General features: G+C 29.3%; 11 protein-coding genes. 7 read left to right on the top strand and 4 right to left on the bottom strand.

Annotated features, from left to right (window positions below):
• The first annotated feature begins 110 nt into the window (after positions 1-110).
• Together VCM48_RS03660 and VCM48_RS03655 are read left to right on the top strand one after the other, a co-directional pair.
• Positions 111-809: a peptidoglycan DD-metalloendopeptidase family protein gene (locus VCM48_RS03660; RefSeq protein ID WP_482271660.1), complete on the top strand. Its 699-nt coding sequence runs from the start codon at positions 111-113 to the stop codon at positions 807-809.
• A gap of 120 nt (positions 810-929) precedes the next feature.
• Positions 930-1,403: a DUF6495 family protein gene (locus tag VCM48_RS03655; protein WP_440121868.1), complete on the top strand. Its 474-nt coding sequence runs from the start codon at positions 930-932 to the stop codon at positions 1,401-1,403.
• Positions 1,404-1,420: 17 nt separating this feature from the next.
• Here the strand turns inward: VCM48_RS03655 and VCM48_RS03650 are convergent, their stop codons facing one another.
• Positions 1,421-2,104 (bottom strand): SIR2 family NAD-dependent protein deacylase, encoded by a 684-nt coding sequence (locus VCM48_RS03650; protein WP_482271659.1) that lies wholly within the window; start codon positions 2,102-2,104, stop codon positions 1,421-1,423.
• 254 nt (positions 2,105-2,358) lie between these two features.
• On the opposite strand from VCM48_RS03650, the gene VCM48_RS03645 reads away from it, so the two are divergent.
• From VCM48_RS03645 to VCM48_RS03635, 3 genes are all read left to right on the top strand, one after another.
• Positions 2,359-5,769, top strand: coding sequence for a VIT domain-containing protein (locus tag VCM48_RS03645; protein WP_482271658.1), 3,411 nt, complete (start codon positions 2,359-2,361; stop codon positions 5,767-5,769).
• Between the two features lie 399 nt (positions 5,770-6,168).
• A complete protein-coding gene (locus VCM48_RS03640) occupies positions 6,169-6,822 on the top strand; it encodes a hypothetical protein (protein WP_482271657.1) in 654 nt (217 codons plus the stop codon).
• Between the two features lie 131 nt (positions 6,823-6,953).
• A complete protein-coding gene (locus tag VCM48_RS03635; RefSeq protein ID WP_482271656.1) occupies positions 6,954-7,625 on the top strand; it encodes a TrmH family RNA methyltransferase in 672 nt (223 codons plus the stop codon).
• On the opposite strand, the gene VCM48_RS03630 is transcribed toward VCM48_RS03635, so the two are convergent.
• The 3 genes from VCM48_RS03630 to VCM48_RS03620 form a co-directional block, all read right to left on the bottom strand.
• Positions 7,618-9,945, bottom strand: a complete 2,328-nt coding sequence (locus tag VCM48_RS03630) for a type IA DNA topoisomerase (protein WP_482271655.1) — start codon at positions 9,943-9,945, stop codon at positions 7,618-7,620. The two genes, VCM48_RS03635 and VCM48_RS03630, sit on opposite strands and share 8 nt — an antisense overlap.
• A gap of 86 nt (positions 9,946-10,031) precedes the next feature.
• Positions 10,032-10,733, bottom strand: coding sequence for a LytR/AlgR family response regulator transcription factor (locus tag VCM48_RS03625; RefSeq protein WP_482271654.1), 702 nt, complete (start codon positions 10,731-10,733; stop codon positions 10,032-10,034).
• Complete coding sequence (locus VCM48_RS03620; RefSeq protein ID WP_482271653.1) at positions 10,730-11,692, bottom strand: sensor histidine kinase; 963 nt, start codon at positions 11,690-11,692, stop codon at positions 10,730-10,732. Before VCM48_RS03620 ends, VCM48_RS03625 begins: the two co-directional genes overlap by 4 nt.
• A gap of 340 nt (positions 11,693-12,032) precedes the next feature.
• Between VCM48_RS03620 and VCM48_RS03615 the strand changes: the two genes are divergently transcribed.
• The gene (locus tag VCM48_RS03615; RefSeq protein ID WP_482271652.1) at positions 12,033-14,216 is read left to right on the top strand and encodes a DUF5916 domain-containing protein; all 2,184 of its coding nucleotides are present in this window, start codon (positions 12,033-12,035) and stop codon (positions 14,214-14,216) included.
• A gap of 183 nt (positions 14,217-14,399) precedes the next feature.
• Positions 14,400-15,218, top strand: coding sequence for a copper resistance protein NlpE (locus VCM48_RS03610; RefSeq protein WP_482271651.1), 819 nt, complete (start codon positions 14,400-14,402; stop codon positions 15,216-15,218).
• Positions 15,219-15,354: the final 136 nt, after the last annotated feature.

The following is a 15,354-nucleotide window of genomic DNA, read 5'->3' as shown; positions in this document are numbered from 1 at the left end:
GAAAACTGTATCATAGCGTTTAAAATTAATTAATACGCTTAATTCCCCTTATATTTTAAGAGTAATCAATTATTTTTGGTTACTCTTATTTTATATATAAAATTCATTTTATGAAAGACTTTTTAAATAATATATCTCAAAAACCATTGCATGTAGTTGATACGAGTATACCTTTTAGCGAATACATTCCAATTTCAATAGCAGCATCTAACGAAGAATTAAGTTTTGATGTTTCTTCATCAAAAGAATGGGAGGCTTATTTAGAAAATTATTTTTCAAAACATAAAAAAACAGTTGCTTTTGGAGGATATTTGGAAGTAAGAGATATTTATAGTAGAAGTGAGCATTTTAATAAACTATCAGAAGAAAACCAACGAAATATTCATTTGGGAATTGATTTGTGGTGTGATGCAGGTACAGATATTTTAGCTGTATTAGATGGGGAAATTCATAGTTTTAAAAACAATTTAAACTATGGAGATTACGGGCCAACAATTATTGTAAAACATTTAATAGACGGAAATGAGTTTTATTCATTATACGGTCATTTATCATTAGAATCTTTAGAAGACTTATCAGTTGGTACAAAGGTTAAAAAAGGGGAGAAGATAGGAACTTTAGGAGATAGTTCTGTAAATGGGGATTATGCTCCTCACTTACATTTTCAGTTAATGATAGATATTGAAGATTATAAAGGAGATTATCCAGGTGTTTCTTCAAAAAAAAGCCTAGGTTTTTACAAGGAAAATTGTCCTAACCCTAATTTATTACTAAAATTGCCAAATGAAACAAACATTAATAAATTTTAAAATTTTCTTTATAAAAGATTTTCTTTAAAATTTTTAATGAGAGAACGAGTGGAGCGAGTGGTTGCAAACGTTCTTAATTTTATAATTATAATAAATCAATAAATAAAAAACTTAAAACGTTTGAAATATAGACAACTTACAAAAGAACAGTTTGAAGGATTACATGAAGAATTTGCTCGATTTTTAGCATCTCAAAACATTGATAAAAAAGAATGGGATGAACTAAAAAAAGAGAAACCAAATGTAGCAGAAGATGAAATGAATGTATTTAGTGATGTCGTTTGGGATGATGTATTGACTAGAACAGCGTACTTAGAACATTTTTCTCCAAACTTAGTAAATCTGTTTAAATGTGAAGAAAAGGAAATACATCGTATTGTAATAAAAATAGAAAAAGATATTAATGTTTTGGAGCAAGAAGGGTTTGAGTGGTTACTAAAAAATCCAAATGATGAAGCAATTGAGTTTTTAAGAGGCTCAAAAGCATATCAAGAAGAAAGAAATGTTGAACTTTTTGATTTGATTGAAAAAGGAAGTAACATCTCTAAAGGAGAATTGTATGAGTATTTTGATCGATTAACATCAAATTCATAAAACTTAGATGCTAAGCTTTATTTTAGCATAGTAATTAATTTATCAGTACCAGAACTAGCAACGTCTTCAATAATAGTTAAGTTATTGAAGGCGTTTTTATTTACAGCAGGTTTAGGATCTATAAAATAAATAGGTGTATTATGCTGTACATAATTAACCAAACTAGCAGCAGGATATACTTGCATAGAAGTTCCTATAATCACTAAAATATCTGCTTGTAAAGTAATTTCTGCAGCTTTTTCCAAAAGAGGAACATCTTCACCAAACCAAACAATATGAGGGCGTAATTGAGCATTTTCTTCGCATACATCACCCATAACAATATCTTTATTCCAATCATAAACAAGATATTTGTTTTTGGTACTACGAGCTTTTAATAGTTCACCATGTAGATGTATTACATTTTTGTTTCCAGCTCTTTCATGTAAATCATCTACGTTTTGAGTAATAATATCAACTTCAAAATCATTCTCTAAAGAAACTAAATTGTGATGTGCTTTATTAGGAGAAACTTCTAAGAGTTGTCTTCTACGTTGATTGTAAAAATCCAACACCAATTCAGGATTAGCATGAAACCCTTGTGGAGAAGCCACTTCATAAATATCATGACCTTCCCATAAGCCATCAGCATCTCTAAAAGTTTTTAAACCACTTTCGGCACTAATACCTGCTCCTGTTAATACTACTAAACGTTTTTTCATAAAACTAAAATATAATATTTTACTTACTGTGGAATTAATGAAGGGTAATTAATTTATTTAGAAGGTTCTTATCTTTATTATAGAATAGTTTTATGCTTCTTTAGAAAAGAAAAATTAGGTAAATTTGTATTGCTATGAAAATTTTTCCTTTTCTATCTGAACCACTTTACTCATTAAAAAGAGAGCTACACTCATTCCTAATTTTATTCTTCAAGATAAAAGCTCAGTTTTATCTAAAATTTAAAGTATTAACTATGAAAAAAATATTATTCATTAACGTTTTATTGGTAAGTTTTGGTCTTTTTTCTCAAGGCACTCCAAAAATTATTTTAAAAGATTCTAGTGAACTAAAACTATCAAGTCTAAAAGTAGAAGTAAATATTACAGGTGATTTTGCTACTACTACTTATGATATGGAGTTTTATAATAATTTAGACAGAACACTAGAAGGGGATTTGATATTTCCTTTAGGAGAAGGACAATCTGTATATCAATTTTCGATGGATTTAAATGGGAAGTTAAGAGAAGCTGTAGTTGTAGAAAAAGAATTAGCTCGAGTTGCTTATGAAACTACTGTTAGGCAAAATATTGATCCTGCACTTTTAGAAAAAACATCAGGTAACAATTATAAGGCAAGGGTGTACCCAATTTTTCCTAAAAAATATAAAAGAGTAGTTTTAACGTATGAAGAAAAACTTTCTATAGTTAACGATAAACTTGTATATGAGCTTCCTTTAGGAATTAAGAAAGTTGTAGATAATTTTTCTTTAGATATTTTTACTTATGGAATATCTAAACTACCTGTTGTAAAAAGCGAGTTTTTTAAAGATTTACATTTTATTAAGAAAGGAAGTGTAATGAGTGCTTCTTTAGTTAAAGAGAATGTAGCTCCTCAAAAACCAATTAAAGTAGAGTTAAAAAAGCCTTCTAATTCTGAAAATGTAAGCTATGGAGATTATTTTTATAGCTCGATTCCATTGAAAAACAAACCTAGAAATAAAGAAAAACCTAAAAAGATAAGTATTCTTTGGGATGTTTCTTTTTCAATGAGAAATAAAAATTTAAATAAAGAAATAGAGCTTTTGAATAAATATTTTAACTACATACAAAATGTGGAAGTTGAATTTATCTCTTTTAATAATACAAAAAATAAAGGTGAGAAATTCGTTATAACTAACGGTATATGGGATAAACTTAGAAAAGAGATACAATCTCAAACTTATGATGGGGGAACTAATTTAGAAACACTAAGTACCTTAAAATTAAATTCAGACGAAATACTTTTATTTTCTGATGGATTGACTAACCTAGGAACTATAGAAGGGTTTAAGAAGAAAATAGTTTATACAATTAACTCATTAACATCCGCTAATCATTTTTTATTAAATAAGATTGCCACTGATCAAGGAGCTGTATATATAAACTTAGGAAAACTTAATAGTGAAGAAGGATATATATTATTAAAACAAGAAGTATTACAGTTTTTAGGTTTTAAGAGTGATGCTAATCTGGATGAAGTATACCCAAAAAGAAGAACAAATGTTACAAGTGATTTTGTAATTACAGGAAGGTTTAAGGGGAGCCCCTCAGTTGAATTAGAGTTCGGATATCAAGGAAAGGTTACAAAAGTATTAACTCTTAACTTGGAGAATTCTGTAGCTTCAAATCATGTTAAGAGACTTTGGGCAAAGGAGAAATTGAAATATTTAAATAAGGAAAAAGAAAAGAATAAGAAAGAAATTATTTCCTTGGCGAAACAACATCATTTGGTTACAGATTACACTTCAATGTTAATTTTAGATAGAATTGAAGATTATGTACGATATGGCATAGAGCCACCAAAAGAATTAAGATCTCGTTACAAAGAGTTGTTAAAAGAAAAAGAGGAAGATCAAGTTTCAACCATAGAAGATATTGAAGATAGAAGAGAAGACCTTTTTGGTCAATATAAGGATATTATAAAATGGTATAATCATAGATACCCAGAGAAGAAGCAGAAGAAAAAAAGAGCAACTCAAACATCTAGGGTTAGAAATTCTAATACAAATCAAGAAAATAACACTACAAACACAACAAATGGTAACAACTTGAATGAAAATCATGATGACAACCCAAGAGTAGATGTTGATTATTCTAAAAAGGTAGTGAAAGGTACTGTAAGTGATTCTTCAGACGTTTTACCTGGAGTGAGTGTAATAGTAAAGGGAACAAATCGAGGAACTGAAACTGATTTTGATGGTAATTATGCTATTAATGTGGAGGAGAATGAAGTTTTAGTTTTTTCTTTTGTTGGATGTTCAACTAAAGAAGTTATAATTAATAGCGGTGATACTGTAAATATAGAGCTTGAAGAAGATAATGTTCTTGATGAAGTAGTTGTTACTGGACTAGGTATAGCAAGAGAGTCAAAATCAGTAAATAGTAATATTGTTCAGTCTTTAGTTGGTAAATCTTTAGGAGTAAATATTTCTCAAGATAATGAAGGGACAACCAAAGTTTCTATAAGAGGGAACAGTTCATTGAGTCAAAATGAGCCAATGTATATAGTTGATGGAATTTCAGTAAGAAAGAGTTTTATAGGAAAATTAAATACCAAAGACATTGATGCTGTACAGGTAATTAAACCTTTTGATGCAATAAAACTCTATGGAGAAAAAGCAAGGGATGGGATTATAATTTTTACGACAAAAAAAGGAAAAGAAACTAATAAAAAAGAAATAGAGAAATTAAATTTGTTGATAGAGGAAAGAATAGAATTAAAAGCGTGGAACCCTAAAACTCCATATTTAGATTTTCTTAAAAAAGAAACTTCGGTTTTATCTGCTTACAATAAATATTTAGAAATTAGAGATTATTATTCTAATAGTCCGATGTTCTACATAGATGTAGCTGATTTCTTTGACCAAAAAGGAGAAAAAGAATTAGCAATTAGAATTTTGACAAATTTAATAGAGATAGATCTAGATAATTATGAACTTATAAAAGCATTGGCATATAAGTTAGAGTATTTTAAGGAGTATGACTTAGCAAAGGAAATTTATAAAAAAGTATTAGAGTTAAGACCTGAAGAACCTCAATCATACAGAGATTTGGCATTAGCATATGAACTAGCTGGAGATTATCAAGGTAGCTTTAATTTACTGTATAAGATTTATAATGGAGAGCTTTTAGTTAAAGATGAAGAAGAACGATTTGATGGTATAGAATCAGTTGTATTTGTAGAGCTTATAAGAATAGTATCCAAGTATGGAAATAAATTAAAGCTAAGTAAACATCAGAGAAAGTTTTTTAAATCAATTCCAGTAGATGTCCGTATAGTTGTTGATTGGAATCATAATGATACAGATATTGATTTATGGGTTATTGATCCAAATGGAGAAAAAGCATATTACAAAAATCAGGAAACAGCTATTGGAGGAAGAATGTCAACAGATATGACGGAAGGCTATGGACCGGAGGAGTTTATGCTAAAGAATGCTATTAAAGGGAAGTATAAAATTATGATTGATTATTATTCAGATAATGTTCAAAAGATATCTGGCCCAACTATTTTAAAAGTAAATATGTTTACAAATTATGGAAAGAAAAATGAAAAAAAACGAACAATCATCGTAAAATTAGAAAAACAAGAGGATTATATTGAGGTGGGAAATTTGTCTTTTTAAAACAACTTCATTCTAAAATTTACCTTTACATATGTTAAATATATGAATACTCTAATTTCTAAATGTTAATTTAGTTATCAGCACTAATACCAGCACCTGTTAATACAACCAAACGTTTTTTCATAGATAAAAAATAAAGTTTTAAAAATAGAAAAATTTATTATGCATATTACTTGATTAATTAGGATTTGTAGACCTTCTTTTCAAAAGCGATAATATAAATAGTTTTTCTATTTTTTTTGTTTTGTATACCTGTTTATGTATTTGAACCTCTAAAAAGATAATTTTCAGTACTTAAGTAAACTCCAAGAGAAAATTACTCTAGCTTTTCTAAGAATTTAGTAACTTTATCTGTAAGCATAAAAAAATCTAAAAAGAAGATAACATAAATTAGTAAAAATGAAATTATCCATAAAGTTAATAATATTACTATCGATTACAGTTGTCGCACTTAATAGTTGTACAACAACTCAATTAGTTGAAGATTGGAAAAACCCAGAAATAGATTCGCTATCATTAACCAAAGTGTTAATTATTGGTATGACTCCAAATTTAGAGGCTAGAGATAAGTTCGAAGAATTACTAAAAAAGGAGTTTGAATCTAGGGATATTGCAGCTGTACCAAGTTTAGATATTTTTGAGCCAAAATTTAGAATGGAAGGAAAAACAGATGAAGAATTAAAACATATAGAAAATGTTTTAACAGCAAACTTTTATGATGCAGTACTTTATACTAAGGTGGTAGGTGTAGAAGATAGAAAAATCTTCTCAGAAAAATATAAAGAAAAAAAATACCTAGATGTAAAGTTTAAGGAAGATTATTATAATCACCGTGAAATTCTAGAAGACCCCAATTATTATGAAAAATATAAAATATACAAAGCTGAAACCTCTTTATATTGTATTTGCCCTACAAAAGAACGAGAGTTAATTTGGAAAGGATATATAGATATTATTGATCCTAAGTCTATAGAAGAAACTGTAAATGATTATGTTAATTTATTGATTCTTGCTCTAGAAGAAAGACAACTTATTAGTAAAAAATTAAATTAGGGTTTTATTTTCTCTTTGAGTACTTGTTATACCATTTTAATTTAGTTGTGAATAGAGTTTACTGCCTTTATTAAAAAAGAACGAGTTGTTTAAGCATAAGAGAAAATAGGAAAATTCACTATGTTTGTTGTATGATTGATGAAGGATTATTAGCCTATTTAGAAGGTTACATTACTGAAAAAAGGAAAGGTACATTTCACAAAGTTTTGAATGAAAGAACACGCTATTTTACGGTAGTGTTAGAAGACATTTGTCAGCCACATAATGCAAGCGCAGTGGTAAGAAGTTGTGATATATTTGGTATACAAGATGTATATGCCATAGAAAATAAGTTCACAAACAAAGTATCAAGACATGTAGCCAAAGGAAGTCAAAAATGGCTTGATATTCATCGATATAAAGAAGACGGAGACAATACAAAAGCTTGTTTGGAAGATTTAAGAGCAAAAGGGTATCAAATTATAGGTACCACACCACATACAGATTCGTGTATATTACCTGATTTTGATGTCACAAAAAAATCAGCATTTGTTTTTGGTGCTGAAAAAGATGGAATTTCGGATTACATAAAACAAGAAGCAGATGGATTTTTAAAAATTCCGATGGTTGGTTTTACCGAAAGCTTAAATATCTCAGTAGCAGCAGCAATCACACTACAAGATGTAACTACCCGATTAAAAAGAACAAATTTAAATTGGCAGCTATCAGAAGAAGAAAAGAAGATACTCTACTTTAAATGGATAAAAAACACCATTAAAAACCCAGAGAAATTAATAGAATACTATTATAAAGAGCTTACTTAGAAGTCAATATTTTATATACTAACTCTTTGGTTAACGGTTGTCCGTTAGCCATTTTTTTGATGTTTTCAAAAGTAAACACAAAATCACAACCGTTTTTATACTCAGAACATCCGTAGGCAGACTTTCCTTTTAAAACAGTTCCTTTGCTACATTTAGGACAAGTTATTTTTTCATTGTCATTACGAGGAGTTTGCGACGAAGTAATTTTTTCATTTGTAACAACTCCTTTTTTAGGTTCAAATTTTAAATTGAAATTATCATCAAAACGAACTAAACCTTCTACTTTTTTATCTTCTTGTTTGAATCCTTTTAAGTTGGTAGTACAACCTTTGTCAAGCAAACGAATTAGTTGATTTTCGGATATTTTTTTATCCATAAACTCAAAAGCTAAGGTAAAATTACAACCATTTTTATAGGCAGAACAACCATAAGCAGCACTTCCTTTTAATAATTGTCCTTTCTTACATTTTGGACATTCTTTGCCAACAACGGTTTTCTTTTTTGAAGTTGCTTTCTTGGGTTTTTGTTTTGTTTTTTGAGCTTCGTAAGAAATCCTTTTTGTCTTAGAGCTTGAACGGACTTCATACACCAAATCATCAACCATTTTTTTCATTTGGTTGATAAATGTAGCAGCGTGGTATTCACCACGTTCAATTTCCTTCAAACGTTTTTCCCAGAGTCCTGTTAATTCAGCAGATTTTAAAAGTTCGTTGTCAATTAAATCAATCAAGTCGATACCTGTTTGGGTAGGAATAATTAATTTTTTTTGACGCTCAATGTATTTTCTTCTAAACAAGGTTTCAATAATACTTGCACGTGTAGATGGTCGTCCAATACCATTTTCTTTCATTAATTCACGCATTTCATCATCATCTACTTGCTTCCCTGCAGTTTCCATGGCACGTAATAAGCTCGCTTCGGTATAATTTCTAGGAGGCTTTGTTTCCTTTTCTAAAAATGAAGGTTCGTGCGGACCTTTTTCTCCCTTTTCAAAGGTAGGAAGTACATCTTTTTCTTCTGTTTTTTTAGTATCGCTTCCGTATTCAAAAACAGCTCGCCAACCTTTGGTAAGTATTTCTTTTCCTGAAGTTCTAAAAGGAACTTTATCTGCTTCTCCTTTAACTTCAGTTTTAGAAATATCACTATCAGGATAAAACACGGCAATAAATCGTTTTACGATGATATCATATACTTGTTGCTGATTGTACTGTAAGTTTATTTCTACTCCTGTAGGAATAATTGCATGGTGATCGGTAACTTTTTTATCGTTAAAAACTTTACTCGACTTACGTATTTTCTTTCCTAATAAAGGTTGTGTTAATGAAGCATACTGCTTTAACCCTTTTAAAATATTAGGAACTTTAGGATAAATATCATTCGGTAAAAAAGTAGTATCTACTCTAGGATAGGTAACTACTTTCATTTCATATAATTTTTGAACAATTTTTAAGGTTTCATCCGCAGAAAAGCCAAATTTGTTGTTACAATATACTTGTAAGCCTGTTAAATCGAAAAGTTTAGGTGCGTATTCTTTCCCTTTTTTCTTTGTAACAGAAGTTATTTCAAAATCACTTTCTTTTACTTTATCAGCAAAAGCTTGTCCATCTTCTTTTTTTAGAAAACGACCTTCTTCACAACTAAATAAGGTTTCACGATATTGAGTTTGTAATTCCCAATACGGTTCAGGTTTAAAGTTTTGGATTTCTTTATAGCGATCAACTAACATAGCTAGGGTAGGAGTTTGCACTCTACCAATAGATAAGACTTGTTTGTAACCACCAAACTTTACAGTGTACAAACGGGTAGCATTTAAACCTAACAACCAATCACCTATAGCACGAGAAAATCCCGCATAATATAAATTGTTGTAATCGTCGTTGTCTTTTAGGTTTTCAAAACCTTCTTTTATAGCTTCTTCTGTTAAGGAAGAAATCCATAATCGTTGGATTTTACCTTTGTAATTTGCCTGATTGATAACCCAACGTTGAATAAGCTCTCCTTCTTGACCAGCATCCCCACAGTTGATAACCACGTCGGCTTTTTCAAATAAAGATTTAACAATATTGAACTGTTTCTGAATTCCACTATCGTTGGTTACTTTAGTATCAAAACGTTCAGGAAGCATGGGTAAATTGTTCAAATCCCAACTTTTCCAGTGTGGTTTGTAATCTTTTGGCTCTAAAAGTGTGCATAAATGACCGAATGTATAGGTAACAGCATAGCCATTACCTTCGAAATATCCATCTCGTTTGGTATTGGCTCCTAAGATATTAGCAATCTCACGTGCTACACTAGGTTTCTCGGCGATACAAACTTTCATACAAGTAATTTAGAGGGTCGAAATTACTAAATTATTTGTGAATGTTATATGTTGTTTTTTGATGAAGTTTTAACAACCGTAATTGATTATGAATCAATAAAAGTTAGGTTACTTCTATAGTTTTCACCGATAGGGATTTCAATTTTTCCTATCTCAATATCATTTTTAGTATATGCAGTAATTTTATCAATGTTAACAATATATGAGCGATGTATTCTTATAAATCGTTGATCTAACTTTTCTTCAAAAGCAGTTATACTAGATTTGGTAACATGTTTTTCTTTTTCTAAATGTATTTTAATGTAGTCTTTTAGACTTTCTATATATAAAATAGAATCTAAATGTACTTTTACTTGTTTTCTGTCTTTTCTAATATAAATAAAAGAGTTGTTATTATGATTAGAAACTATTGAAGGGTTAACAATGCTTTCTTTTTGTGAAACTTTAAACTTTTGTATGGCACTAAAAAAGCGTTGAAAAGTTATAGGTTTTAAAATATAATCGACTGCATTTAATTCAAATCCTTCAACGGCATAATCTCTATAGGCTGTGGTAAAAATAACTTTAGGTTTGTTTACTAAGTTTTTGAAAAAATCAGTACCCTTTAAAACGGGCATTTCAATATCTAAAAACAATAAATCGATAGTTTCTTTTTGAAGTATGTTACTAGCTTCAATAGCGCTACTGCAAGAAGCAATTAGTTCAAAATCTTCTAATTGAGATAAATGTGTTTTTATAAGACCTCTAGCCAACTTTTCATCATCAACTATTAAACATTTGTATGTCATTTTATAGGTAATTTTAAGTCCAAGTTAAAACTATTAGAATCTTCCTTAATATGTAAAGAATAGTTATTATGGTATAATAATTCCAATTGCTTTTTTACGTTGTTTAAGCCAATACTTTTTTTATTTGTAGCTATACTATTTTTTGCCTTTGAATTCATAATATTGAACTTTATAAATTCTTCTTCTACAGACATATTTATATGTATAAAAGCTTTTTTTAACTCTTGAGAAACCCCGTGCTTAAAGGCATTTTCTATAAATGTCAGGAGGATTAAAGGAGCAATTTTAACATCGGTTTTTATTTCTTTATAAAAATTAATATCTACTCGTTCATCGTACCTAACTTTTTCCAAAGCGAGATAGTTTTCTATTAGTTCAATTTCTTTTTTTAGCGAAACGTATTTGTCATTACATCCATACAACATATAGTCTAACATTTCCGAGAGTTTTGCAATCACCTCAGGAGCTTCGTCAGACTTTTCTATAGATAAAGCATATAAGTTATTTAAAGTATTGAATAAAAAATGCGGATTTAATTGATGTTTTAAAACAGATAGTTCTGTATACATTTTTTGCTCATTAAGTTGTAAGTAGGCTTGTTGGTCTTTGTAAAACTTAGCTATAACTAATAATATAGTGGGAGTTAAGATTATTGTTGATTTTCCTAAAAATACTCGAAGATCTAATAGCTTTTCACAAAACATTTTATTAGAATCATATACACTGTTATTACTAGACTTAAAATATTTTGGAATGTGATAATATTCGTGAAACCCAACAAAAATTATAAACACACCAACTAATAAAAGCAAAAGGTATATTGTAAATAGAATATTTTTTTTAGGGATTAAAAACTTAGGAACTAAAAAATTAAGACAAGCATAAGCTACTATAAACTGACAAAAAACATAAATAGCATAGTGTTCTAAAACTTCAAGATACCCGCTATAATAATTCATGTTTACAGTGCCAATAAAATAGACGTACACTCCCAACCAAAACAAAATCTGTTTTACTATAGAAGCCTTTAAAAACCTTACTATGTTTTTTAAAATATGCATGTGCGCGCTAAAATACAATTTTAAAGAAGAGACAAATTAAAAATAGCTTAAAGCTAATTTTTTGTAGTTAGAAATAAAGAAATGATAGACTAAGCTTAGTTTCTTCCAAACATAACTTTCCAACTGTAAAAGCAACTCGTTAGTCTACTTTTTAAAAAGTAGGTATATCTCCATAATAGTTTTGTTTGCTAAATGTGCTTAAAGATGATAGCACTTTGTTAATTTTTAATTTAAGTAAATGAAGAAAGTTGTATTTTTTTTAATGTTAGTTTTTGGGGTGTTTTATATTCAGGCTCAGTCGGAGGTAGAAGCAAGTAAAATAATTTTCAGTGATAGTGATATTCAATTAGATGGAAAATTAGATGAACCTATATGGAACAAATTAATTCCCGAAGGAGAATTTCTTAACTATATACCCAATAATGGAGATTTAGCTTCTAACAAAACTGAGGTAAAAATGTTTCATAATGGTAAAAAATTATACATAAGTGCTGTGTACCAAGATACAACAGATGTTGTTCAAATAGGTTCTTTAAAAAGGGATGATATTGGAACTTCAGGAGCAGATAGTGACTCTTTTGCTATAATTCTTGATACCTACAACCAACAACAATCAGGTTATTTTTTTATTGTTAATATGGGAGGTGCTTTAGTAGATGCATTAGTATCTAGAAATGGAGATGGTTTTAAAGTAAGCACTAGTTGGAATACTGTGTGGAATGCTAGAACTTCAGTAAAAGGAAATTTAAAAATATTTGAAATAGAAATTCCCTTAAAAGCACTGGGTTACAAGATTGATTCTGCTGAATGGGGAGTCATGTTTCATACAAGAAACATTAAGCTGAATGAGTGGACAACTAGCACTTTAATAGATCGTAATTATAAACAATTCGATTTACGATTTGCCAAAGTATTCGAAGTAGAAAATTTGTCAAAGAATAAGTCATCGAAATTCGTTGTAACCCCATCTGTAATAACGAACTATTCTGAAGATGTAATCAATGATGTTGAAGATACTATGGTAAAACCAAGTGTAGATATACAATTTAATATAAGTTCTTCTTTAAAGTTAGATGCTACTATAAACCCTGACTTTTCGCAAATAGATGTAGACAGACAAGTTACAAACTTAAGTAGGTTCTCTATATTTTTCCCTGAACGCCGTAACTTTTTCTTAGAGAATAGTGACCTATTTACAAGTTTAGGAGTAAGAGGAGTAAATCCTTTTTATTCCAGACGTATAGGAGCAGATAGTGAAATTTCTTTTGGGTTAAAATTATCTGGAAATGTAACTAAAAAAACACGACTAGGAATACTTAATGTTGCAACAAAAGCGAAAAACGATAATCCTGCTCAGAATTATGGAGCATTTGTAGTGCAACAACAATTATCTAAGCTTTTCACAGCAACTGGGTACCTTATTAATAGGCAAGAGACTGATGGTTTTTCTTTTATGGATGACTTTAATAGAATTACTGGAATTAACCTAAACTATCAATCAAAAAATAATAGATGGACTGGGCTTGCAAATTTTGCAGGTAGTTTAACAAGTAATATTTCAGGAAATAATAAATTTTATAACACAGAAGTTTGGTACAATAACATAAATGTCTCTGGTTATGCAGGAATAAGAAAAGTTGAAAAAAATTATATTACAGATGTTGGTTTTGTACCACGTTTATATAACCATGACGCTATTTTAAATGAAGTTATACGTGAAGGATATACTCAGACAAGTGGTCGTATTAGTTTAACCAAATTTTATAAAAATTCTAAAACCTTCGATAATCATCGTTATTTGAACTTATCTAATGATACCTATTGGGATGATCAAGGAGATATTAGTCAGTCGACTACAGTATTAAATAATGATTTAGTATTTAAAGATCAATCGTTTTTGTATGGTGGATTTCGTCATGAATATGTAAACCTAAAATATGCATTTGACCCTTTAAATAACGGAAAAGCTATAACAGCAGGAAAGTATAAGTATTTCGATGCAGGTTTTGGGTATGCCTCAGCCGATAATAAAAAGTTTCAATACAGCGGTAATATTAGTTATGGGAGTTATTACAGTGGTTATAAAAACGGTGTTAGCGTAAATGCTCAATATAGATTAATGCCCTTAGCACGCTTGCAAGTTCTATATGAAAGAAATAGAATAAATTTAAAAGAATTAGGAAGAGAAACCTTTCATTTAGCACGTTTTACAGGAGAAATATTTTTTTCTAATCGATTAAATTGGACTACTTATGTGCAGTACAATACTCAGTTTGATAACTTTAATATTAATAGTCGTTTACAATGGGAATATAAACCGCTATCGTACATATATGTAGTTGTTTCGGATAATTATAATCAAGATATATCACGTAAAAACTGGGGGATAGCTTTAAAAGCAAACTATAGATTCGATTTTTAAGAAGACATAGAAGGAATTAGTAAAATTCAATTGATTTAGAGATAAATTAAAATGTGTTTTTAAAAAGAAAGTTAGTTAAATTCTATTGGTATAATATTTGTTAACTTGCGGATAAACGTCGTATTTAAATAAAAAAATAAAGTTAAGTATGGGGTTATAAGCTTTAAACTAAATTATGAAAAAATGAGAGGATTTAAATTTTTAGGAGCGTTATTACTTGTTGTGTCTGCATTTGTAGGGTGTAACTTGAGTAGCAATAAATCAAAGGATACAAAAGAAGAAACTACTAAAACAAATGAAACTGTAACAGTAACATATAAAGTTGCTTCAAGATATTTTATTAAAAATGATGTAACTAAATTGCCTAGTAAAATAAATAGCAGAGAGGAGTTTGAAAAGTATTTTGGAGCGGCAACAGTAATGGGAGAAGATGGAAAACTAACTCCAATTGATTTTGAGAAGGAGTATGTAATTGCAGTAACTGTTGAAGCTAGTAACAAATTAATAGAACTTCAACCAATATCTCTTACTAAAACAGGAGAAGAAATTAATTTTGACTATTCTGTTATTGAAGGAAATGAAACTAGTTATACTACACGTCCTTCATTAGTAATAATTGTATCTAAAGAAATGGATGGTAATGTAACTACAAATCCAATTAAAGCATTGAATGATGGTCATAATGCAAAAAACTCGTTAGACTGGAAAGGTAAATATGAAGGAATATTACCATGTGCAGACTGTGAGGGAATTAAAACCACTATTCAGTTAAAAGATAACGGTGCTTATACAATAACTACAAAGTATTTAGGAAAAGGCGAAGAAGATACAGTTGAAGGAAGCTTTAAATGGGATATTACAGGAACTGTTATCACATTGCTAAATGATGAAAAAGAACCTTATAAGTTAAAAGTAGTAGAAGGAGCTATTCAGAAATTAGATATTGAAGGTAAAGAAATAACAGGAGAGATAGCTAAATTATATTTTTTACAGAAAAAGTAAATCAACCTACATACAACGTAAAGAAAAACGTTCACCAGTGGTGAGCGTTTTTTATTTTTAAACAAAACCTAAAATATGTTTATAAATTAACGAGGGTAAAAGTAAGGTAGTTTGTTTTTTTATTATTTTTAATTGT

It is taken from the genome of Tenacibaculum sp. DPLXC6 (assembly GCF_056815515.1).
Note: the sequence above shows the minus strand (reverse complement) of the source record. Positions and strands in the feature narration are given on the sequence as shown.

Excerpts from the sequence above, each read along its gene's own strand:
- VCM48_RS03660 (WP_482271660.1), top strand. The coding sequence starts at position 111 with ATGAAAGACTTTTTAAATAATATATCTCAAAAACCATTGCATGTAGTT.
- VCM48_RS03635 (WP_482271656.1), top strand. The coding sequence starts at position 6,954 with ATGATTGATGAAGGATTATTAGCCTATTTAGAAGGTTACATTACTGAA.
- VCM48_RS03645 (WP_482271658.1), top strand. The coding sequence starts at position 2,359 with ATGAAAAAAATATTATTCATTAACGTTTTATTGGTAAGTTTTGGTCTT.
- VCM48_RS03615 (WP_482271652.1), top strand. The coding sequence starts at position 12,033 with ATGAAGAAAGTTGTATTTTTTTTAATGTTAGTTTTTGGGGTGTTTTAT.
- VCM48_RS03640 (WP_482271657.1), top strand. The coding sequence starts at position 6,169 with ATGAAATTATCCATAAAGTTAATAATATTACTATCGATTACAGTTGTC.
- VCM48_RS03625 (WP_482271654.1), bottom strand. The coding sequence starts at position 10,733 with ATGACATACAAATGTTTAATAGTTGATGATGAAAAGTTGGCTAGAGGT.
- VCM48_RS03630 (WP_482271655.1), bottom strand. The coding sequence starts at position 9,945 with ATGAAAGTTTGTATCGCCGAGAAACCTAGTGTAGCACGTGAGATTGCT.
- VCM48_RS03610 (WP_482271651.1), top strand. The coding sequence starts at position 14,400 with ATGAGAGGATTTAAATTTTTAGGAGCGTTATTACTTGTTGTGTCTGCA.
- VCM48_RS03650 (WP_482271659.1), bottom strand. The coding sequence starts at position 2,104 with ATGAAAAAACGTTTAGTAGTATTAACAGGAGCAGGTATTAGTGCCGAA.
- VCM48_RS03620 (WP_482271653.1), bottom strand. The coding sequence starts at position 11,692 with ATGAATTATTATAGCGGGTATCTTGAAGTTTTAGAACACTATGCTATT.